16 protein-coding genes are annotated in these 20,596 nt (G+C 72.2%); 8 read left to right on the top strand and 8 right to left on the bottom strand.

The window, feature by feature from the left end; translation table 11 throughout:
• Positions 1-220: 220 nt before the first annotated feature.
• A complete protein-coding gene (metF, locus tag H180DRAFT_RS09385) occupies positions 221-1,138 on the top strand; it encodes a methylenetetrahydrofolate reductase [NAD(P)H] (protein WP_055485515.1) in 918 nt (305 codons plus the stop codon).
• Positions 1,139-1,177: 39 nt separating this feature from the next.
• Positions 1,178-2,590 (top strand): hypothetical protein, encoded by a 1,413-nt coding sequence (locus H180DRAFT_RS30365; RefSeq protein WP_074466706.1) that lies wholly within the window; start codon positions 1,178-1,180, stop codon positions 2,588-2,590.
• Positions 2,591-2,635: 45 nt separating this feature from the next.
• Here H180DRAFT_RS30365 and H180DRAFT_RS09375 read toward each other — a convergent pair whose 3' ends face one another.
• The 4 genes from H180DRAFT_RS09375 to H180DRAFT_RS09360 all read right to left on the bottom strand — a co-directional run bounded on the left by H180DRAFT_RS09375 (position 2,636) and on the right by H180DRAFT_RS09360 (position 8,154).
• The gene (locus H180DRAFT_RS09375) at positions 2,636-4,165 is read right to left on the bottom strand and encodes a phytoene desaturase family protein (protein ID WP_055485514.1); all 1,530 of its coding nucleotides are present in this window, start codon (positions 4,163-4,165) and stop codon (positions 2,636-2,638) included.
• A gap of 356 nt (positions 4,166-4,521) precedes the next feature.
• Positions 4,522-5,127 carry a TetR/AcrR family transcriptional regulator gene (locus H180DRAFT_RS09370; RefSeq protein ID WP_107097605.1) on the bottom strand — a complete coding sequence of 202 codons (606 nt, stop codon included), beginning with the start codon at positions 5,125-5,127 and terminating at the stop codon, positions 4,522-4,524.
• The gene (locus tag H180DRAFT_RS09365; RefSeq protein WP_055485512.1) at positions 5,124-7,205 is read right to left on the bottom strand and encodes a YhgE/Pip domain-containing protein; all 2,082 of its coding nucleotides are present in this window, start codon (positions 7,203-7,205) and stop codon (positions 5,124-5,126) included. Before H180DRAFT_RS09365 ends, H180DRAFT_RS09370 begins: the two co-directional genes overlap by 4 nt.
• On the bottom strand, positions 7,177-8,154 hold the full coding sequence (locus H180DRAFT_RS09360; protein ID WP_254665942.1) for an ATP-binding cassette domain-containing protein: 978 nt from the start codon (positions 8,152-8,154) through the stop codon (positions 7,177-7,179). The genes H180DRAFT_RS09365 and H180DRAFT_RS09360 overlap by 29 nt, the downstream gene beginning before the upstream one ends.
• Before the next feature lie 204 nt (positions 8,155-8,358).
• Here H180DRAFT_RS09360 and H180DRAFT_RS09355 point away from each other — a divergent pair, with 204 nt between their 5' ends.
• The 3 genes from H180DRAFT_RS09355 (at position 8,359) to H180DRAFT_RS09345 (ending at position 10,514) form a co-directional block, all read left to right on the top strand.
• Complete coding sequence (locus tag H180DRAFT_RS09355; protein ID WP_254665941.1) at positions 8,359-8,919, top strand: SAV_6107 family HEPN domain-containing protein; 561 nt, start codon at positions 8,359-8,361, stop codon at positions 8,917-8,919.
• Between the two features lie 114 nt (positions 8,920-9,033).
• A complete protein-coding gene (locus H180DRAFT_RS09350) occupies positions 9,034-9,795 on the top strand; it encodes a methyltransferase (RefSeq protein ID WP_055485511.1) in 762 nt (253 codons plus the stop codon).
• A gap of 296 nt (positions 9,796-10,091) precedes the next feature.
• The gene (locus H180DRAFT_RS09345; RefSeq protein ID WP_055485510.1) at positions 10,092-10,514 is read left to right on the top strand and encodes a DUF3040 domain-containing protein; all 423 of its coding nucleotides are present in this window, start codon (positions 10,092-10,094) and stop codon (positions 10,512-10,514) included.
• 389 nt (positions 10,515-10,903) lie between these two features.
• Here the strand turns inward: H180DRAFT_RS09345 and H180DRAFT_RS09340 are convergent, their stop codons facing one another.
• The 4 genes from H180DRAFT_RS09340 to H180DRAFT_RS09325 form a co-directional block, all read right to left on the bottom strand.
• Complete coding sequence (locus H180DRAFT_RS09340; protein ID WP_055485509.1) at positions 10,904-13,309, bottom strand: transglutaminase TgpA family protein; 2,406 nt, start codon at positions 13,307-13,309, stop codon at positions 10,904-10,906.
• Positions 13,306-14,826, bottom strand: coding sequence for a DUF58 domain-containing protein (locus H180DRAFT_RS09335; RefSeq protein WP_079099960.1), 1,521 nt, complete (start codon positions 14,824-14,826; stop codon positions 13,306-13,308). Before H180DRAFT_RS09335 ends, H180DRAFT_RS09340 begins: the two co-directional genes overlap by 4 nt.
• Entirely contained in the window at positions 14,826-15,857 is a 1,032-nt protein-coding gene (locus H180DRAFT_RS09330) for an AAA family ATPase (RefSeq protein ID WP_055485508.1), read from the bottom strand. Before H180DRAFT_RS09330 ends, H180DRAFT_RS09335 begins: the two co-directional genes overlap by 1 nt.
• 86 nt (positions 15,858-15,943) lie before the next feature.
• On the bottom strand, positions 15,944-16,519 hold the full coding sequence (locus H180DRAFT_RS09325) for a beta-class carbonic anhydrase (RefSeq protein WP_079099959.1): 576 nt from the start codon (positions 16,517-16,519) through the stop codon (positions 15,944-15,946).
• Positions 16,520-17,000: 481 nt separating this feature from the next.
• Here H180DRAFT_RS09325 and rsmH point away from each other — a divergent pair, with 481 nt between their 5' ends.
• From rsmH to H180DRAFT_RS09310, 3 genes are all read left to right on the top strand, one after another.
• A complete protein-coding gene (rsmH, locus tag H180DRAFT_RS09320) occupies positions 17,001-17,933 on the top strand; it encodes a 16S rRNA (cytosine(1402)-N(4))-methyltransferase RsmH (RefSeq protein ID WP_055485639.1) in 933 nt (310 codons plus the stop codon).
• The gene (locus tag H180DRAFT_RS29050) at positions 17,930-18,307 is read left to right on the top strand and encodes a cell division protein FtsL (protein ID WP_055485507.1); all 378 of its coding nucleotides are present in this window, start codon (positions 17,930-17,932) and stop codon (positions 18,305-18,307) included. The genes rsmH and H180DRAFT_RS29050 overlap by 4 nt, the downstream gene beginning before the upstream one ends.
• Positions 18,308-18,648: 341 nt before the next feature.
• The gene (locus tag H180DRAFT_RS09310; RefSeq protein WP_079099958.1) at positions 18,649-20,487 is read left to right on the top strand and encodes a peptidoglycan D,D-transpeptidase FtsI family protein; all 1,839 of its coding nucleotides are present in this window, start codon (positions 18,649-18,651) and stop codon (positions 20,485-20,487) included.
• Positions 20,488-20,596 lie beyond the last annotated feature (109 nt).

The raw sequence follows: 20,596 nt of genomic DNA, 5'->3' as shown, positions 1-20,596 counted from the left end.
GAGCGCTGCCCGACGGGGGTACCCGCGGGGGTGCCGGGCGGGCTCCGTCCCGCGCGCGACCCGCGGCGAAATCGCTTTCCCATGCGCCGCCCGTGCGCCGTTTTCGCTGCGTGACCAGCGCGTTCGCAACCGGAACAGCCGCACCGACAAGGGCGACGGAAGGGACGTAAGCGCTCTTCACGCCCCGTCGCCCTCTAGCCAAGGCCGATAGCCTGCAACCATGGCCATCGGTATCTCAGCTACCAGGACAGACAGCAGCACGACAGTGCGTGACCTCCTCGCGACGGGGCAGCGCTCGTACTCGTTCGAGTTCTTCGCCCCGAAGACGGAGAAGGGCGAGCGCTCACTGTGGAACGCCCTGCGGCGGATCGAAGCCGTCTCACCCACGTTCGTCTCCGTGACCTACGGCGCCGGAGGCTCCTCGCGAGAGGGGACCGTGCGCAACACCGAGCGGATCGCCACCGAGACGACACTCACCCCGGTCGCGCACCTGACCGCCGTGAACCACTCCAGGTCGGAGTTGCGCAACGTCATCGGCCAGTACGCGGACGCCGGCATCCGCAACGTGCTCGCGATCCGGGGCGACCCTCCCGGCGACCCGATGGGCGAGTGGGTCAGGCACCCCGAGGGCCTCACCTACGCTTCCGAACTCGTGGAGCTGGTCAAGGAGTCCGGCGACTTCTGCGTCGGCGTCGCCGCCTTCCCGGAGATGCACCCCCGTTCCGACGACTGGGACACCGACGTGCGCCACTTCGTCAACAAGTGCCGCGCCGGGGCCGACTACGCGATCACGCAGATGTTCTTCCGCGTCGAGGACTACTTGCGGCTGCGGGACAGCGTGGCGGCAGCGGGTTGCGAGACACCGATCATCCCGGAGATCATCCCGGTCACCAATGTCAAGCAGATCGAGACGTTCGCACAGCTCAGCAATGCGACGATCCCGGACGAGCTGGCAGACCGCCTCCGGTCGGTCGAAGACGATCCCGCGGCGGTACGCTCGGTCGGAATCGAGTACGCGACGGAGATGTGTGCGACGCTGATGGCCGAGGATGTCCCCGGACTCCACTTCATTACGCTCAACAACTCCACGGCAACGTTGGAAATCCATCAGAATCTTGGACTCCACAATCGACCCTGAGCCGAAGTAGCCGGCCGAGGCAGTGAGAAGGGGGCGCACATGGGCTGGACAGTCCTCTACATCGCGTTCGGCATCGTCGCGCTGTGGCTGTTGGGCGAAGTGCTGCTGCAGTACAAGGCGCGGCTGCGCTGGCGCGTGCTGGCCTTCACCGGCTTCCTGGGCGTGGTGGCGGGGGCGCTGATCCCGTCGGTCGTCGTGATCGGCGTCGGGATCGCCGCCTTCGCCACCGGTCAGACCTTCGTGACGCTTTCCTACCGCCGGGGCTTCGTGGCGGGCTGGGCACTCTCCGGAGTGCCCGGCGTCAGCCGCCGCCGCGACGAGGAGCCGGAGCCCGAGGCGGTGCAGATGCCGCAGTTCGACTCCGCGCCCGAGCCCGTACCCGCCCTGACCGCGTCGGGCGGCTACGGCTCGGACGGGTTCCAGCAGAACGCCGGCGACTCCAACGGCTACGACACGGCCGGTTTTGCCGCCGTGGGATCGATGAGCGCTCCGAGCGGGTTCAACAGCGGGAACCGCTACGAGACGGGCGGCTTCCCCGCCGTGGACTCGATGAGCGCCCCGAGCGGATTCGGAGCTTCCAGTGGCAACGGTTACGACGGCCTCAACGGCAACCGCTACGACGACCTGAACGGCAACGGTTACGACAGCCTGAACGGCAACCGCTACGACTCCCCGAACGGCAACGGCTACGAGACGACCGCCTTCGCCGCGCCCGACGGTCTCGCCGGCCCCGGTCCCGACGGCTTCGATGCGACCCAGGCGTTCAGTCCGTTCAGCCCGGAGACCGAGGGCTACCAGCCCAACGGGTTTTCCGCGCCGAACGGTTACGGGCCGCAGACGGCCGGCCAGGAGCAGGTCCCCGTCTACCAGCCCGGCCCCATGCCGGACGAGACCGGCGAGTTCACATTCGGGGGCTACGACAGCTTCGGCTATCCGGCAGCCGGACAGCAGGCCGGCATATACCAGGACGGCCAGCAGTACGGCGGGTTCTCCGACCCGTACGCCGCCTTCGACGCCAACGCCGCGGGCGCCGCAGGCCCCTCGTACGAGGGTTACAGCGGCTACGACACCTACGGGGGCAACCCCTCCTACGGCGGCGGTGATCCGTACGGCGGCATCGGTGGCATCGGCGGCCTGGGCGATCAGCAGGGGTACGGCCCCCAGCAGTCTCCGTACGGGGTCTCCGACACCTTCGGCGGGGGCGGCGGCTTCGGAGCGGGCGGCGCGGGCGCGGACGCCTACGGATCCATGTACGGCAACGGCGAGTCGTACGCCGACGGGCAGTCCTACTTCCCCCAGCCGCCCACCGGCGGCGCCGGGGCATGGGTGCCGCAGCAGCGCGACCCCAACGAGCCGCAGGGCCAGCAGCAGTATCCGTACCAGAACGGCGACCCGTACGGTTACGGAAGCCAGGGCAACGGATACGGCGCCGGCAGCGGCTACTACTACTGACCGGCGGAGCGGCCGCGCCCGGCAGCGGCGGGCCGCCGCGGGGGCTCAGCGCGAGCCGCGCCAGTCGTCACCCTCCACGATCAGTCCGGCGACCAACGCGCCGGACATTCCCGCGTGTGCGGCACCGCCGCCGGGATGCGCCCAGCCTCCGGCGCGGTAAAGCCCGCTCGTGCCCGTCCTGTTGGGCGGCCGCACATCCACGGCGGCGTCCCTCCGGGTACGGCCCGCGCGCGCAAACCGCCCCGCGAGTGCCGGAGCAGGCACCAGACCGAGCGGAGCCCCCGTCTCCTCCTCGATGTGGCGCGGCGTGCGCACCTCGCGCCACACCACGCGCTCCCCGAGGTCCAGCCCGGCCGCGTCGGCGGCGGCCAGCAGCCGGTCCGCGAGACGGGACGCCTTGTCCTGCCCCGCCTGCCCGTCCTTCCAGTCCTGCCCGTACAGTCCGTTCTCCTCGCCCGCCCCGCCCGCCTCTTCCGGCTCCACGGCGACCGAGAGCACCGCGGCCTCATGCCCGTCGTCCGGGCGCAGCGCGGGATCGTCGGGACGCAGCACGGTCAGCGGCCGGCCGGGGGCGTCGGCACGGTGCACCACGGTGCGATGCGCAGTGCCCGCCGGTCTCGCGCCGCGCAGCGCGAGCAGCACCGTGAGGCGCGACAGTGCCGGCACACCCTGCGGTGCCCCGTCGCCGGCCGCCCTCCCCGGCACCCGGGCGGTGCCTACGACCACGGCGTCGGCCGGTACGTCCGGCCCTCCGGCCGGCTTCACGCCGACCGCTCTGCCGTCCTCCTCCAGCACCTGCGCCACTTCGCAGCCGAAGCGGAAGTCCACCTTGCGTTCCGTGCACCGCGTGTACAGCGCCTCCGCGAGCGCCCGCATCCCGCCGCGCACATGCCAGGTGCCGAAAGTGTGCTCCACGTAGGCGAGTACGGCCGCACCCGCTGGTGCCTCCTCCGGGTTCAGGCCGTAGGAGTTGACGCAGCCCGTCAGCATGGACACCAGCCGCGGATCGCGGAGCTCGTCGGCGGCGGCTTCCGCCAGGGTGGGCGTGCGCCGCCGCAGCAGGCCCTTGCCGCGCAGCGCGGGGTACGGGTCGCGGGCGAGGCTCTCGCGCAGCGCCGGGACGCCATCCGCGGTCAGCGGCTCCTCGAGGAGTGGCCGCCTGGTGGCGTCCCAGACGGTACGGGCCCGGGCGAGCAGATCCGTCCAGCGTTCGCCCGCCCCCGTGCCGAAGGCGGCGTCGAGCGCCCCGACGACCCCGGCGCGGGAGCCGGAGGGCAGCGAGACGGCCGTGCCGTCGGGGAACACGTGCCGGACCGCCGGATCGAGCCGCACGAGGCCCACGCGGTCCTCCAGCGCTTCACGGCCGGTCTTCACGAACAGGTCCCGGTAGACCGCCGGCAGATGCAGAAGGCCGGGTCCGGTGTCGAAGCGGAAGCCGTCCCGCTCCCAGGACCGGACTCCGCCGCCGAAGGTCGCCGAGCGCTCGTACACCGTCACCCGGTGCCCCGCCGTCGCCAGCCGGGCGGCGGCCGCCATCGCGCCCAGCCCTGCGCCGATCACCGCAATGCGTGCCATGACGAGGGACTTTAGCGGGACGGCGGACCGCTCCTCGCGGCGGGCGGTGCCGCCGGGGGAGCGGGACCGTCGCCCTGAGCGGTAGCACCCGGGCTCCGGCCCTCAGTGCTGAGTAGGGCTACCTAGCCCGCCGATTGAGTAGAACAGCGGATGGGCCGGGGCCCCGCCGGGCGGCAGAGTGATGCGCGTGGCAAGGGAGTACCGGCTCCGCACCGCCGACACGGGGCGGCGGAACGGAGGCGGCTCCCTTGCAAGGGGGACGCGGGGGCACGGGGCCCCGCGTCCGTGACGGGGGTCGGGGGATACGGGGGAAGGCGTGCGCAGCCCTGGGAACGGGTGGTCGCCGGTTCGGCCGGCTACCGGGGCTGCGCACACCCCCCGACGCGTCCCTGGAGCAGCAGCGACAGCGCGCCGTGCACCTCGTCCAGGGAGCGCTCCGGCTGGAACGCCTTCCAGTCCAGAGCGGCGACCAGCACCATGCCGACCAGGGCGGCCGCGGTCAGTGCGATGTCGATGTCGGCGCTCAGCTCGCCCTCCTCCACACCGGCGCGCAGCTCCTCCTCCACGACGGCGACGGCCTGCCTGCGGACCACCAGCAGGGTCGAGTTCCACGCCCTGTTGGTGCGCCACAACTCCGCGACGTACAGCCGCGTGAAGGCCGGATAGCGGTCGATGAAGACGAGTCCGGCACGGACCATCGCATCGAGCGCGTCGATGTGACCGCCGCCCGCCGAAGCGGTCGAGGCGGACGCTTCGCGCAGATCCCTCGTCAGCAACTCCACGCCGTGCCGCAGCAGTTCCTCGAACAGCTCGCTCTTGCTGGCGAAGTTGTAGTAGACGGTGCCCTTGGCGACACCGGCCTTCTCGGCGATCTCGTCCACCGTGGTCGCGGAGAAGCCCTGCTCGGCGATGAGCGTCACGGCCGCCTGGAACAGCCTCTCGCGGGTGGGAGCGCGGCTCACAGCGCGATCTCCGGGTGCAGCCGGTTCACGGTCCACACCTGCCTGCGGCAGGCCGTGAGGGCCGTCAGTGCGAGAGCGCCGGCCGTGAAGGCGAGCAGCACGAGGCAGGCCCGCCACACCGGCCACGTTTCACCGCCGGTGATGAGGTGCCGCAGCCCGTCCACGACGTAACTCATCGGCAGGAACGGGTGGATGGCGTTGAAGAATCCGGGGCTGGTCTCTATCGGGTACGTGCCGCCCGCCGATGTCAGCTGGAGCATGAGCATCGCCAGCACGAGGACGCGGCCGGCCGGGCCGAACCGCGCGCCGAGGAACTGCACGATCGCGGTGAAGCAGAGCGTCACCAGCAGCAGGAAGCCCACCGTGCCTGCGCCCCGGGCGAGTTGGAGCCCGAGCCCCCAGTGCAGTACGGCCAGCAGCGCCCCGGCCTGCAGCGCCCCTATCGCGGCGACGGGCAGCCATCCCGCGAGTGTGATGCGTGCGGCGGGCGCACCCGCCGCCAGTGCGCGTCTGTTGAGCGGCTGCAGCAGCATGTAGGCGATCATCGCACCGACCCAGAGGGCGAGCGGGATGAAGTACGGCGCGAACCCCGTCCCGTAGTTGGGTGCCGAGTGCGCGTTCGCGGAGGAGAGTCCGACGGGGTCGGCCATCACGCCCGCACGGTCCTCGCGCTCCTGCTTGCCGTAGTCGGGGATCTTCTTCACGCCGTCGTGCAGGCCGCCCGAGAGCTGGGCGGAGCCGTCGGCGAGCTTGTACATCCCGCCGTCGAGCGTGCCCGCGCCCTTGCTGAGCTTGCCGACGCCGGTGTCGAGGTCCGCTGCGCCTCTTTCTGCGCCGGCCAGCCCGCTCTTGAGGCGCCCCGCCCCGTCGTGGACCTTGTGCGCGCCCTTGTTGAGCGCGTGGATCCTGGCGACGGCCTGGTCGAGGTCTTCGCCCAGGCGGGGGCCGCGTTCTGCGAGGGCGTCCGCGTGCTTGCGCAGCTTGTCGAGATTCTCACCGAGACGGGTGAGGCTTCCCTGCTTCTTGACGATGTCGTCGACGTCCGCGGCCACATCGGCCGCCGTCTCGGCGGCGTCCCTGGCCTTCTTCAACTGCGTGCAGGAGGTGTCCAGTTTGACGGGAGCTTCGCAGCGCGCCCGGTGAACGGTGGCGAGGGTGTCGGCGGCCTTGCGGGAGTCGGCCTTCGCCCGGTGTGCCGCGGCGGGCAGTTCGCCGAGGTTGTCCTTGAGCGTCCTGCTCGTACGGGCCACGTCGCGGGCAGCGGTGCCGATCTCGTCGCCGTGCCCGTCCAGGAACGGGCCGAGCCTGCCGGCGGCCTTGTCGACCTTGTCGCTCAACTGCTGGGTGCCGTCCGCCAGCCGCTTCGACCCCTTCTCCAGCTTGCTTGCTCCGGAGTGCAGTTGTGACGTGCCGTCCTTGAGTCTGCCGCTGCCTTGCTCGGCCTCGCCCAGACCGTTCTTCAGTTCCCCGGTCCCCTTCTTGGCGCGGCCGATGCCGTCGCCGAGCCTGTCCGCGCCGTCCGCCGCCTTCGCCGTCCGGTCGTGAAGGGTGGAGAAGGAGACGAAGATCCGGTCGTAGAAGCCGCGGGAGGCCTTGCTGGAGGCCGCCGCGCGCACCTCCGAGAAGACCGTGCGGGAGATCTGCCCGACGACGTAGTTGCCGGCGTCGTTCGTGCGCACCTTCAGGGCACCGGTCCGGGGGTCGTCGCCCGAACTGGAGGCGATGCGCTCGCTGAAGTCGGAGGGCACGGTCAGTGACAGGTAGTAGCGCCCGTCCTCGACACCCTTCCGGGCGTCTTCGGCGTCGGTCTCGTGCCAGTCGAACGTGCCGCTCTCGTGCAGTCCCTCGGCGACCGAGTCCCCCGCCGCGATCTGCTTGCCGCCGGCCCTCGCCCCTTCGTCCTCGTTGACGAGGGCGACCGGGACCTTGTCGAGACGCCCGTACGGATCCCAGAACGACCACAGGTACAGGGCGCCGTAGAGCAGCGGCAGCAGCAGCATCGCCGCCATCGCCGCCCGGGGCAGCCGGCCCCTCCCGAAACGCCTGAGCTCAAGCGCGGCCAGTCTCGGCGAGCGCATCCGCCGTCTCCTTCTCGCTCGTACCGTCGAACTCCCCTGTATGTGCGGGGTGTTGCCGTTCGCGCCCGGTGTCCGTACGGACGAGGACCGCGTCCGGTGGGGCCTCGCTGCACACAGCCAGGACCGTGACACCGCACGCCGCGACCGAACGCAGCAGCGCCCACGCCTCTTCGCGCTCGGGCTCCGGAAGTTTGAAGTCGGCGTCGTCCACGGCGAGCAGACGGGGCGCGCCCAGCAGGGCCAGCGCGACCGACAGCCTCAGAACCTCCAGCCGCTCCAGGTCACCCACGCGGGTACGAGGCCCCTTGGGCAGCGTCTCCGGGTCGAACCCCGCGAGGGCAAGCGCGGCGTCGACGCGGGCGCGCCCCGCCGCCCGCTCCCTGCGGGGCCGCAGCAGGGAGCGCAGGGAACCGCCGAACCGCCGCTGCAGCAGCACGCGTTCACGAAGGTGTTCGGCGACGGACAGGGACGGTTCGAGGTCGGTGACGCCCGGCACGGCGGCCAGGGCGCTGAACCGTCGTACGGCGGCGAGCTGTCCGGGCAGCCGGCGGCCGCCCACCACGGCGTGCCCCCCGGTTGCCTTCATGCGCCCAGTCAGTGCCAGCAGCAGACACGTGCGTCCCGAGCCCGACGGACCCTCCAGTGCGACGAGGGAGCCCGGTGCCGCCTCGAAACCGACGCCGGAGAAGACCCGGCCACGCGGGCCGTCGAGCCCGAAGCCCTCGGCGTGGAGTCCGACGCCCTCGGGGTGGAGTCCGACGACCTCTGCGGGGGACGTCGCCGGCTCCTCGCCCGGGGCCTCGTCCCCCCGTTCCGCCGCGGCCCGGGCCGTGCCGGTGGGCGCGTACGGACCGGTGGTCCTGTCGGCGCCGCTCGACCCTGCGCCGGTGGTCGTCTCCTTCCCCGGCTCCTCGTTGCCGTGGGAGTCCTCGTGTACCGCGTCGCCCACGGACCCACCCTTCATTTTGCACTGACTGGTCAGTTCAAAATTACCTCACGGTGCTGAATCTCCGTGGGCGGCCCCCGCTTGCATGCCGTCCTGATCGCCGCAGGGGTTTCTGCGCAGGTCGGACGGATTGTCAGTGGTCGCCCTCACGATGGGTGCATACGCCGGTCCATTCGGAAGTCGGACGACGACAGGAGGTTGGTTCCCGTGCAGCGACCCTCTCGGGGAGCGCCCCCGAACTCCCCGCCGGCCAACGACGTCCATCCCGTCCTGCGCAGGGCCGCCGCCCCGCCCGCAGCCCTCGACCTGCTCGCACAGGCGCAGCACGGGCTGGACGAGGCCGCGGCCATGGAGACGCCCAACGAGCGGTTCGCGACAGCGCACTTGGCCGCCCTCCGGACAGCTGCCGCCGTGCTCGCGGTGCGCGGGCGCCCCGAGAGCAGCGAGCGCCGCAGGCGGGCCATACGAAGCGCGTGGGAGGTGCTGCCCGAAGCCGCGCCCGAACTCACGGAGTGGAGCGTGCTGTTCGCCTCCGGCGCGCCCAAGCGGGCCCGTGCCGAAGCCGGCATACAGGGCGCGGCCAGCTGGCGCGACGCCGACGACCTCGTCCGTGAGACCGGGGTCTTCCTGCGGCTGGTGGAGCGGATGCTGGTCTCGCAGCCCGCGCTGCCGCAGCCACGCATCGCCGCGTCCGACGAGGCCTTCGTCGCCGCCCGGCTGAGCCCGCCGGGCGCGGAGGAGGACCGGCGCCGGCCCCGTGCGGGGTGACGGCGCGAAGCGGCGGACAGCGGCCCCGGTGGGCCGGGACATCGCGGGAAACGCCGTGGCTGCGAAGGCAATAGGGTGGTGGCTGCACGCCCCTGAGCCGCCGAGGAGCACGCCATGTCCCGCCCCAGCACATCCCGCCGTACCGCCGTGGTCTGGGAGGTACTGCGAGGAGCCCTCGACCAGCGGGTCAAGGCGAGCGGCAAGGAGTCCCTCGAAGTCCTCGACACCGGAGGCGGGACGGGCAACTTCGCCGTGCCGGTCGCCGAGCTGGGCCACCGTGTCACCGTCGTGGACCCGAGCCCCAACGCGCTGTTCGGGCTCGAACGACGCGCCGCCGAGGCCGGAGTGGAGGGCAGGGTCAGCGGAGTGCAGGGCGATGCGCACGGTCTCTTCGACGTCGTGGGGCGCGGCGGCTACGACGTGGTGCTCTGCCACGGCGTCCTGGAGTACATGGACGATCCGGCCGAGGGGCTGGGCAACGTCGTCGCGGCGTTGCGTCCCGAGGGCGGCACTCTCAGCCTCCTCGCCGCCGGTCTGGGCGGCGCCGTGATGGGACGCGCCCTGGCCGGCCACTTCACCGAAGCGCGGCAGGCGCTGACGGGCGAGAACGGACGCTGGGGCGAGAGCGACCCCATGCCCCGCCGGTTCACGCCCGAGCAGCTCACCGACCTCGTCGACGCCACTGGCCTGTCCGTCACAGCGATGCAGGGCATCCGCGTCTTCGCCGACCTCGTGCCCGGGGCGCTCGTCGACACGGAACCGGACGCCGAGGCGGCCCTGGTGCGGCTTGAGAGCGCCGCCTCCGAACTGCCCGCCTTCCAGGCGGTCGCGAGTCAGCTGCATGTCCTGGCCGAGGCGCGGTACCACGACGGGTGACCCGGCGGGCGCCGGGCCCGGCGGGGGTGACCCGGCCGGAGTGACCGATCAGTACCGCGGTGGCCGTTAGCTCACCCGATCAGCTGTTGACCGCCGTATGATCGGGGCACACCGTTCGGCATGGCGGAAAGGCGGTGCGGGAATGCACGGATTGAACGGTCCCGCGCCGGCACCCGTCATCTCGGTCCTGGTGGGAGGTAATGGCGCAGAGGGGCGGGTTTCACGGGGGCGATTCCCTGCCTATCCTTGGATGGTCGCACCCGGTCGCCCCCGCGACCGACGAGTAGGAGGACTCCGTGCCGCTCTCTGAGCACGAGCAGCGCATGCTCGAGCAGATGGAGCGAGCGCTGTACGCCGAAGACCCCAAGTTCGCGACAGCGCTCGAGGGAAGTGAGCTGCGCAGGTACACCCGCAAGCGGGTCTACCAGGCGGTCGCAGGCTTTCTGGTGGGCATCGCCCTGCTCATGGCCGGAATGGTCGCGCAGCAGATCTGGATCAGCGTCGTGGGTTTCCTCGTCATGCTCGGGTGCGCCGTCCTCGCGGTCACCGGCTGGCGCAAGGCCCCCAAGAGCGGCGAGGAGCAACAGAAGCAGGGCAGCGCGCAGCAGGGCGGCAGCGGAAGCGGCTCGGCGTCCACGCGACGCCAGTCACGCTCCCGCCGCTCGATGATGAACCGCATCGAGGAGCGGTGGCAGCGCCGCCGCGACGAGGGCCAGTAGCCCGAGCACAAACGCCCGTGCGGCGTCCTCCCGCTGAACAGCGTCACAGCGTCACTGCGGGGCTGTCTCCCTTCCGGAATCCGGGGGAGCAGCCCCACAGCCATGCCGGGGCGGAGCCGTGCGCCGGGCCCTCTGCCGGCCGCGTCGCCCTCGGGACCGGCCTGCCCCTCCTCGGGACCGGTCCGGGACGCGCCCGCCCCGGCCGCCCGTGAGGGCGCCCCGGCGCCGCAGGCGACGAAGACTGCCCTGACGGCACCGGGGCGCCCGGGCTCCGAGCCGGCCGGGGCTCCGAGCCGGCCGGGCTCCGGCTCCCCGTCCGGCCCGCACGCGACCGCTCCCGTCACGGCGGCGGCATCCGCCCGTCCGCCACCGTGACGCGCCTCTCGGCGCTACTTCGCGAAGCGGACCCGCAGCGCGCCCAGCCACCTGTCCCGGACCGCCGTGGCGGCCCCGGTCACCGTCCACATCACCCGGATGGATGAGGGTGGCAGCAGGAGTGCACGGAGCCGCAGACTGCGAGGCGCCGCATCCCGGAGGGCGGCCCGGACCAGCAGTACGTCCGCCCGTACACCGACCCCCGGCCGCGGCTGCGGCGCATACAGCACCTGCTCGACCTCCAGGGCCACCCGGAACGCCGCCTCCGCCGCCTCCGGCCCCAGATCGCCGATCCGCACGATGCGCTCGGCCGCCTTGCGCGGCGTGGCCGACTCTTCGGGCACCACCCCGTAGTCCCAGCCGCTGTCGACCAGCTCGCGCCAGGCACCGAGCACGACGGCGCCGTCCGCGCCTCTGCCCGGCACCGACGGTGCGGCACGGTCACCGAGCCGTCTCGATCTCGTACGCACCCGCCACAGCATCGGCAGCATCAGCAGCCCCAGCCCCAGCAGCGACGCCGCTGTGACGCCCGCGACAGTGCCCAACGGCAAGCCGCCGTCGCCGTTCCCGCCGTCCGGGGCCGGTGCGGCCTGCCCGCACTGCGGGTCCAGCCGCTTCGCGTTCGCGTCACAGCTTTCCGACTCGGAGGGCACGGGGGACGGCTCGGTGCTCTGCCCCCGGTCGGGAAGCTGCTCCGCGGGGTTCTCGCGGGGGTCGGGAGTCTCCGGCTGTGCATAGGGAGGCGGGGTGCCCCGCGTCGGCGTCGGCTCGAACCTCGTCCAGCCGACGCCCTCGAAGTACAGCTCCGGCCAGGCGTGCGCGTCCTTGAGGCCCACGTTCATCCGCCCCTCGGCGTCCGCGGTGCCGGGGGTGAAGCCGACCGCCACCCGCGCCGGGATGCCGAGCGTGCGCGCCATGGCCGCCATCGTGAAGGCGAAGTGGACGCAGAAACCCTCCTTCTGCTCAAGGAAGTTGCCGATCGCCGCAGAGCCGCTGCCGGCACGTACACGGGTGTCGTAGGTGAAACCGCCGTCGGACGCGAACCAGTCCTGAAGGCGCACCGCCCGCTCGTAGTCGCTGGACGCCTTGCTTGTGACCTGACGGGCGGTCCGCTCCACGACACCCGGCAGCGAATCGGGCACCTTCGTGTACTCCTCGGTGACCGCGCGCGGCGGCTCGGGTGCCTGACGCAGCTGACGCGGCGTCGGCTTCACCAGCAGGCTCTCCACCTGGTAGCGCTCGCCGCGTGTGGTCTGCCCGCGGTCCCCGACCAGGGTGCGGCCCTCCGGCTCGAAGCGCCAACGCCCTTCCAGGCGCACGCGGTCGGCCGGGTACGGCATCGGCAGCCAGTTCTGCGCGTACCAGGGGGCGGCGACGATGTTGCTGCGGACCTTTTCCGTCCGCACGTCCGGTGACAGCCCCGGCGGCGCGGGCAGCGGGTCCGGCACGGCGTCTATGCGACGCTCCGACGGCTTCCACGAAGAGCCGTCGAACCGGTCCAGGGCGACGATCCGCAGATACATCTCCTGGGTGTTCCGGGTGCTCGTGGTGTAGCTCAGGGCGGTGCGGTCCTCCGCCTGGTTGAGGCTGTCCTGCAGCGCCACCAGCGGGTTGACCGCCGAGACGGTGCCGCCGTTCTGGCCCAGGCCGCCCCTGCCGTTGCGTGCCGCGTCCAGCAGACCGCTGCCCAGCGACGGCATCACCGCGGGCACCACCAGTGCGAGGCCGAGCGTCAGCGCGCCGATCCGCCGCCCCGTGCGTACCGGAGCGGTCGCGGGACCCTCGACGCCACCGGGTTCGTAGGCGGAAGAGCCGGGCCGTCCGCGGTCGGTGAAGACGCGCCCCCACTGCGAGAGCCGTTCGCGGCCTTCGGCGAGGAGAAGCAGCAGGTAGCCTCCGGCCGCGCACAGGAACCACGGCCAGCCGGCACCGTCCCGCGCCAGCCCGGCCGCCACGGAGTAGAGGGCCAGCAGCGGGAGTCCGGCGGGCGCAGCACTGCGGAACGTCACCGCCAGCGCGTCGACCAGCAGACCGATCAGCAGGACGCCGCCCACCAGCATGAGCCGTATGCCGTCGGTCACCGGTGCCGGTATGGCGTACCGGCCCACGTCGTGCCCGCCCTGGGCCAGCAGCTGCCCGAACTCCGCGAAGGCGGCGGGCCCCGGCAGCAGCCCGGCGAACGCCTCGTCGCGTACGAAGAAGAAGGTCAGCAGCAGGAGCGAGACCAGCGCCTGCACCGCCGGCGTCAGCGGACGCGCCAGCGGCACCCGGCGGGCCAGCGCGCCCACCAGTGTCTGCACTCCGAGCAGCAGCGCCGCCTGGAGCAGCCACGTCGCCGGCTCCACCAGCGGCAGCAGCGCGAAGGCCGCGGCCAGCGTGGCCAGCGCGGCGCACAGAGCGAGCCGTCCCCGTCCGCTCATCGCTGCACACCCCCCAAGGTCGACTCGTCCGCTTCCTGCCACAGCTCCGGCATGGCCAGACCGGGACCGCCGCGCAGGGCCGTCCATCCCGCTTCGCGCAGCGCGTGCAGAGACTCCTCGTCCGCCGCGGGCGGCGGCACCGTCACGGTCGTGCCCGCTCCGGCCGGCGCGCCCTCGTCCCCGGGGCCGGGCGGAGCGGCGCCGCTCTCCGGCGCCGGCTCACGCTCGTACTGCGGCACCTGCTTCCCGTCGGTGCCGTCCGCCGAGCTCCCGGCGCAGAAGGCCACCGCCTTGTTCGTACGCTGACGCATGCGCGCCACAGTGGCCGCCTGCTCCTCGTCGAGCTCGCCGAGGAACGCGACGAGCAGCCCCTCCTGTCCGCCCGCGGCTCCACGCAGCATGTCGTAGGCGTACGACATGCCCTCCTTGTCGGACTGTTCGAGGAGGGCGAGGGTGTCCAGCAGCAGCCCGGCGGTGTCGGAGGAGTCCCCGGCGAAGCCGACGCCCTCGGGCCCCGGCACCATCGTCCCCGTGTCCGTCAGCAGCCGGACCGCGTAGCCGCGCTCCAGCAGGTGCAGGCACACCGAGGCCGCGCCCGCGACCGCCCACTCGAAGGGGGAGTCCGGGCCCGAACCGGCGTACGCGCCGCGGCGGGTGTCCAGCAGCACCGTGCACCGTGCCTTCTGCGGCTGCTCCTCGCGGCGCACCATCAGCTCGCCGTAGCGGGCGGTCGAGCGCCAGTGGACGCGGCGCAGGTCGTCGCCGTGCCGGTAGCCGCGCGGGATCACGTCGTCCTCGCCGGCGAGCGAGAGCGAACGGTGCCGTCCGTCGCCGTAACCGGTGGCGTCGCCGGTCAGCCGGACCGGGGGGAGCGGCACGGTCCGCGGCACCACCATGAGCGTGTCGTACGTGCTGAAGGAGCGCGTCAGTTCGCACATCCCGAACGGGTCGGTCAGGCGCAGCTGAAGCGGCCCCAGCGGATAGCTGCCGCGCATCTCGGAACGGACCCGGTACGAGACCTCGCGCCGGCCGCCCGGCTCGACCCGGTCCAGTACGAACCGGGGCCGGGGCCCGAGCACGTACGGCACCCGGTCCTCCAGCATCAGCAGGCCCGTCGGGAGCCGCGAGACGTTGTCCATCTGCAGGTGCACGCGCGCCTCCGAACGGACCGTGACCCGTGCCGGGGAGAGCCTGCGGGAGCCGGCCACCCGGTAGCGCGTGCGGTACAGCACCAGCACGCACACCAGCGGCAGCGCCGCCAGCAGCATCCCCACCCGCAGCAGGTCCGCCTGGCCGAGCACGTACGCGCAGACCGCCGCGGCCATGCCCGCAGCCAGGAACGACCGTCCGCGGGTCGTGAGCCCTCCGAGTGCCGTGCGCAGTGGGCCGCGCTGCTTCCCGTCCCGCGCGCCGCCGTCCTCCTGCCCGCGGCGGTCCGCCTTGCCGCCGCCTCCGGAGGCCTTGCCGAAGGCCGCCCGTCCCGCGGGCCCTCCGCGCGGCGCGGAGCTGCCGGACATCAGTAACCCCGCGGCGGCTGCTGTCCGTAACCGTCCGGGCGGGGCGGAACGCCCCCGGCACCCGGAGCCGCCGTCGGTACGGGCACGCGCTGAATGATCTCCGCGACCACTTGTTCGGCTGTCCGTCTGCTCAGCTGCGCCTGGGAGGTGGGCAGAAGGCGGTGCGCCATCACGGGCACCGCCAGCGACTGCACGTCGTCCGGCAGCACGAAGTCACGGCCCGCCAGCGCGGCCGCCGCCCGCGACGCGCGCAGCAGGTGCAGCGTCGCGCGGGGCGACGCGCCCAGCCGGAGCTCCGGGTGCGAACGCGTCGCCGCGACCAGCTCCACCGCGTAGCGCCGCACCTGCTCGGCGATGTGCACGCCGCGCACGGCGTCGATGAGCTTGCCGATCTCGTGCGCGTGCGCCACCGGCTGGAGGTCCTCCAGGGGCGACGCACCGCTGTGCACGTCGATCATCTCCAGCTCCGCGGCCGGGCTGGGATAGCCGATGGACACCCGCACCATGAAGCGGTCCCGCTGCGCCTCGGGCAGCGGGTAGGTGCCTTCCATCTCGACGGGGTTCTGGGTCGCCACGACCATGAACGGCGACGGCAGTTCGTACGTCTGGCCGTCGATCGTCACATGACGCTCCTCCATCGACTCCAGCAGCGCCGACTGGGTCTTGGGGGAGGCCCGGTTGATCTCGTCACCGATGACGATCTGCGCGAAGACCGCACCCGGCTTGAACTCGAAGTCCTGCCGCTGCTGGTCGTAGACGCTCACCCCGGTGATGTCCGAGGGCAGCAGGTCCGGCGTGAACTGGATGCGCCGCACCGAGCAGTCGACGGACCGGGCGAGGGCCTTGGCCAGCATGGTTTTGCCCACGCCCGGCACGTCCTCGATCAGGAGGTGCCCCTCGGCGAGCAGCACGGTCAGTGACAGCCGTACGACCTCGGGCTTGCCCTCGATCACCGATTCCATCGAGCGGCGCACCCGGTCCGCCGTGCTGCTCAGATCGCTGAGATCCGCTCGCTCGTCAAAGGTCGTCACCCGGCCCTCCTCGGCCCGTCGCCCCGTGTCCCGCTCTGCTCATCTGCTGCCTGTACACGCATTCTTCACGCCCATGCGTCTTCGCGTCAGGCTTCCGCGGTGATCTCCGGATCGATCTCGCGGAGCAGTCCGGTCTTCACGTCGAAGACGAAACCACGCACGTCGTCCGTGTGCAGGAGGAAAGGCGAAGTACGCACACGTTCCATGGACTGCCGCACGTCCTGGTCCAGATCCGGGAAGGCCTCGACCGCCCACGACGGGCGCTGCCCGACCTCCAGCTCCAGTTCGTGGCGGAAGTCCTCGGTGATGGTGAGCATTCCGCAGGCGGTGTGGTGGATGAGAACCACCGAGCGGGTGCCCAGGGCGCGCTGGCTGATCGTCAGGGAACGGATGACGTCGTCGGTGACCACACCGCCCGCGTTCCGTATCGTGTGGCAGTCGCCGAGTTCGAGGCCGAGGGCCGGGTACAGGTCGAGACGGGCGTCCATGCAGGTGACGACGGCGACGTTGCGTGCAGGGCTGGCGGCCATTTCCGAGTTGGCGAAATCCGCCGCGTAGCGTTCGTTCGCCTCGAGGATTCGTTCGGTGACGGTTCCGGGACGGCGCTGGTCGCCGGCGGGGGACTGGGCGTGCGGCTGAGCGTGCCGCTGGTGCGTCGACATGTGACGACGTTAGACCGCCGAGGCGCCCCGGGCTCCCTTCCGTGGCGGACCAATCGGGCTTTCCACCGTTTCTGTGACGTGCTCCACAGGTGGCCCTGCCCCCGGGTCAACGCGCCACGGCGCTGGTTGACCGAAGGGACGAGTGGACTAAAGTGGCGCGAAGTGGGAGGCGGGACGCTTCCGGGGACTCCGAATTCCCCGAGTGCGCAGGCGCGTACGTGCGGCTCGGCCTCCTCCCGCTCTTTGGCCGTGCGGTGCTCCCTTCCCCGGTTCCGTCCGGCCTCTTCCCCTTCGAGCGGGCGGGGACCAAGCAGCACGTGGGCAGGAAGGGCGCATGACGACCGAAGAGCAGCCCGCCCGCGAAGGGCCTGTCGGACCCTCGGAGACGGCCGTGGGTCAGGACTCCGCCGGCGGCGGCCCCTTCAGCGATTCCCCCGGTGACTCCTCCGGGCGGTCTCCCGGGGAGCGGCACCGCCCCGTCATGCTCCGGCGCTGCCTGGATCTGCTGGCCCCGGCCCTCGCCGAGCCCGGCGCCACCGTCGTCGACTGCACCCTCGGCCTCGGCGGCCACAGCGAGGCCCTGCTCTCGACGTTCCCGGCGGCCCGGCTGATCGCGCTCGACCGCGACCGGGAGGCGCTGCGCCTGGCCGGGCAGCGGCTCGCCCCGTACGCCGACCGCGCCACGCTCGTGCACGCCGTCTACGACGAACTGCCCGACGTCCTGGGCCGGCTCGGCGTCCCGCGGGTGCAGGGTGTGCTGTTCGATCTCGGCGTCTCCTCCATGCAGCTGGACGAGGCGGAGCGCGGCTTCGCCTACGCGCAGGACGCCCCCCTCGACATGCGCATGGACCAGACGCACGGCCCGAGCGCCGCGGACGTCCTCAACACCTACCCGCCCGGCGAACTCGTGCGTGTGCTGCGGGCGTACGGCGAGGAGAAGCAGGCCCGGCGCATCGTCGAGGCCGTCGTACGGGAACGGGAGAGGGAGCCCTTCAGCAACAGCGCGAGGCTCGTGGAAGTGATCCGGGACGCACTGCCGCAGGCGGCCAAGCGCACCGGCGGCAACCCCGCCAAGCGGACCTTCCAGGCGCTGCGCATCGAGGTCAACGGTGAACTCGACGTCCTGGAGCGGGCCGTGCCCGCGGCCGTGGACGCGCTGGCGGTCGGCGGGCGCATCGCGGTGCTGTCGTACCACTCGCTGGAGGACCGGCTCGTCAAGCGGGTGCTGACCGCCGGTGCCGGGAGCACCGCGCCGCCCGGGCTGCCCGTGGTGCCCGAGCAGTACCAGCCGCGGCTCAAGCTGCTGACGCGCGGTGCCGAACTCCCCACCGAGGACGAGATCGCCGAGAACCGCCGTGCCGCACCGGCCCGGCTGCGCGGCGCGGAGCGCATCAGGGAGGCGCACACCTCGTGAGTGCACAGCAGCGGCTTTCCCGGCTCGCCCGTCTCGTACCGGCCGGCACCTCGACGGCTGCCCGCACGCCGTTCGTGCTGCTCGTCGTGCTGATACTGGGCGCAGGGCTGCTGGGGCTGCTGCTGCTCAACGCCGCGGTCAACCAGGGCTCGTTCCGGCTGAGCAAGCTCGAGAAGCAGACCGACGAGCTGACGGACGAACAGCAGTCGCTCCAGCAGGAGGTCGACTCCTACTCCGCTCCCGGCTCGCTGGAGAAGCGTGCCCGCGAACTGGGCCTCGTACCCGGCGGCACCCCCGCGTTCCTGGCCCCCGACGGCACCGTCAAGGGCAAGCCGCAGCCCGCCACCGGCGACCCCGAGCAGGAGGAGCGGTGAGCGAACGCCCCCGTGGGCCCCGGCACGACGGCGGCAACGGGAAGAGCAAGGGCAAGCCCTCCTCGGACCGCCCCGAGGGCGGGAGCTCCGCGAGGTCCCCCAAGTCCTCGCAGCCCAGGGCCGCCAAGGCGGCGAAGCCCTCCAAGCCCCTCAAGTCCGCCGGGCAGACCCGGTCTTCGGACCTTGGCAGGACCGTCAGGTCCGCGAGTGCGGTCAAGCCCGGCAGGTCCGCCAAGGCGTCCGGCGGCACCAGGCCTCCCGTTCCCGCACAGGGCGGTCAGCTGCGCCTCGCGCGCGCCAGGCCGAGACTGCGACTGATCGCTTTCGGACTCACCGCGATCATGCTCGCCTTCACCGCGCGGCTGCTCCAGGTGCAGGCCGTCGACGCCAGCGCGTTCGCCGACAAGGCAGCCGTCAACCGCTACATCACCGTGCCGCTCGCGGCCGAGCGCGGCACGATCTCCTCGCGCGACGGCGCGGCGCTGGCCACCACCGTCGACGCCTACGACGTGACGGCGGACCCGTATCTCTTCACCCGGAAGCAGACCGGCGTCACGGACGCCCCCGAGCGCGCCGCCGCCCTTCTCGCACCCGTGCTCCACGAGGACGAGCAGCAGCTCACGCGGAAACTGGCCAAGAAGAACACCCGCTATGTGCTCCTCGCCCGCCAGCAGACGCCGCGCACCTGGACGCGGATCAAGAAGCTGAAGAGGGAGGTCGCCGCGAAGGCGGCCGAGGCGGGACGGCCGGCGGGCGCGGCCGGCACCGCCGCCGAGTCGGAGAAGTCCGCGGACGGCGGCGCCGGTGAAGCGGCCGACGTGCTGGCGGGCGTCTACCGCGAGAAGCACCCCAAGCGCATCTACCCCAACCGTGAACTGGCCTCCTCCGTGCTCGGCTTCGTCAACTCCGAGGGGAAGGGCGGCGCAGGCATCGAGGCCCTGCTGAACAAGAAGCTCGCCGGGAAGGACGGCAAGATCACCTACGCCCAGTCCGGCGGCCGCCAGGTCCCCACCGCGGGCGTACGCGAACACCCGGCCCGCGCCGGCGCCGACGTGCAGCTCACCCTGGACCGGGACATCCAGTGGGCCGCGCAGCAGGCCATCCGGGAACAGGTCGAGGACTCCGACGCGGACAGCGGCTACGTGGTGGTACAGGACACCCGCACCGGTGAACTCCTCTCCATGGCCAGCGCCCCGGACTTCGACCCGAACGACATCTCACGCGCCGACCCCCGGGCCCTCGGCAACGCCGCCGCGCAGGACATCTACGAGCCCGGTTCGACGAGCAAGGTGATGTCGATGGCCGCCGTCCTGGAGGAGGGCAAGGCCACGCCGCTCACGGAAGTGACGGTGCCCAACCGCCTCAAGCGTGCCGACCGCTCCTTCGCCGACGACATCGACCACGAGACCTGGCATCTGACGCTCAACGGCGTCCTCGCCAAGTCCAGCAACATCGGGACGATCCTCGCCACCGAGCAGCTGGGGAAGGACCAGAAGGAGGCCAATCGCGTCCTCCACCGCTACTTGAGCCGGTTCGGCGTCGGCAGGTCCACGGGCCTGGGGCTGCCCGGCGCGTCCTCCGGAATTCTGGAGCGTCCCGAAAAGTGGAGCGCCTCCCAGCAGTACACGATCCCGTTCGGCCAGGGCCTCTCCCTGAACGCCGTACAGGCCGCGTCGATCTACTCCACGATCGCCAACGGCGGCGTGCGCAAGGTGCCCTCGCTCGTACGGGGAACCACCGGCCCGGACGGCGCTTTCACGGCGGCACCCGAGCCGGGCCAGCGCCGTGTGGTGAGCGAGAAGACCGCGAAGACCCTCTCCAGGATGCTGGAGTCCGTGGTCAGCGACATGGAGGGGACGGGCACGACCGCGAAGATCCCCGGCTACCGGGTCGCGGGCAAGACGGGTACGGCCAACCGGGTGGACCCCGACACGGGCCGGTACAGCGGGTACACCTCGTCGTTCGCGGGCTTCGCTCCCGCCGACAAGCCGCGGGTGACCGTCTACTGCGCCGTCCAGAACCCGAAGAAGGGAAGCTACTTCGGGAGCGACGTCTGCGGCCCCGTCTACAAGAAGGTCATGAAGTTCGCCTTGAAGTCGCTGCAGATCCCCCCGACCGGAGCAAAGGCCGACCCGCTGCCCGTCAAGGCAGGGAAGGACAGCTCGGAGAAGGACCGATGAGCCGGGAACGCCGCCCCCGGGCCCCCCTCGCACCGTCCCGCCGAACGGGCCGGGAGCAGGTCCCGGAGGCCCGGCGACGCCCCTCCGTGAAGCCCCTCGCTTCGCGGCA

The organism is Streptomyces sp. WMMB 322, from assembly GCF_900090145.1.
In the GTDB taxonomy this organism is placed as follows: Bacteria; Actinomycetota; Actinomycetes; order Streptomycetales; family Streptomycetaceae; genus Streptomyces.
The sequence above is the reverse complement of the archived record's forward strand: the minus strand, read 5'-3'. Positions and strand labels throughout refer to the sequence as shown.

Excerpts from the sequence above, each read along its gene's own strand:
- metF (WP_055485515.1), top strand. The coding sequence starts at position 221 with ATGGCCATCGGTATCTCAGCTACCAGGACAGACAGCAGCACGACAGTG.
- H180DRAFT_RS30365 (WP_074466706.1), top strand. The coding sequence starts at position 1,178 with ATGGGCTGGACAGTCCTCTACATCGCGTTCGGCATCGTCGCGCTGTGG.
- H180DRAFT_RS09375 (WP_055485514.1), bottom strand. The coding sequence starts at position 4,165 with ATGGCACGCATTGCGGTGATCGGCGCAGGGCTGGGCGCGATGGCGGCC.
- H180DRAFT_RS09365 (WP_055485512.1), bottom strand. The coding sequence starts at position 7,205 with ATGCGCTCGCCGAGACTGGCCGCGCTTGAGCTCAGGCGTTTCGGGAGG.
- H180DRAFT_RS09350 (WP_055485511.1), top strand. The coding sequence starts at position 9,034 with ATGTCCCGCCCCAGCACATCCCGCCGTACCGCCGTGGTCTGGGAGGTA.
- H180DRAFT_RS09340 (WP_055485509.1), bottom strand. The coding sequence starts at position 13,309 with ATGAGCGGACGGGGACGGCTCGCTCTGTGCGCCGCGCTGGCCACGCTG.
- H180DRAFT_RS09335 (WP_079099960.1), bottom strand. The coding sequence starts at position 14,826 with ATGTCCGGCAGCTCCGCGCCGCGCGGAGGGCCCGCGGGACGGGCGGCC.
- H180DRAFT_RS09325 (WP_079099959.1), bottom strand. The coding sequence starts at position 16,519 with ATGTCGACGCACCAGCGGCACGCTCAGCCGCACGCCCAGTCCCCCGCC.
- rsmH (WP_055485639.1), top strand. The coding sequence starts at position 17,001 with ATGCTCCGGCGCTGCCTGGATCTGCTGGCCCCGGCCCTCGCCGAGCCC.
- H180DRAFT_RS09310 (WP_079099958.1), top strand. The coding sequence starts at position 18,649 with ATGCTCGCCTTCACCGCGCGGCTGCTCCAGGTGCAGGCCGTCGACGCC.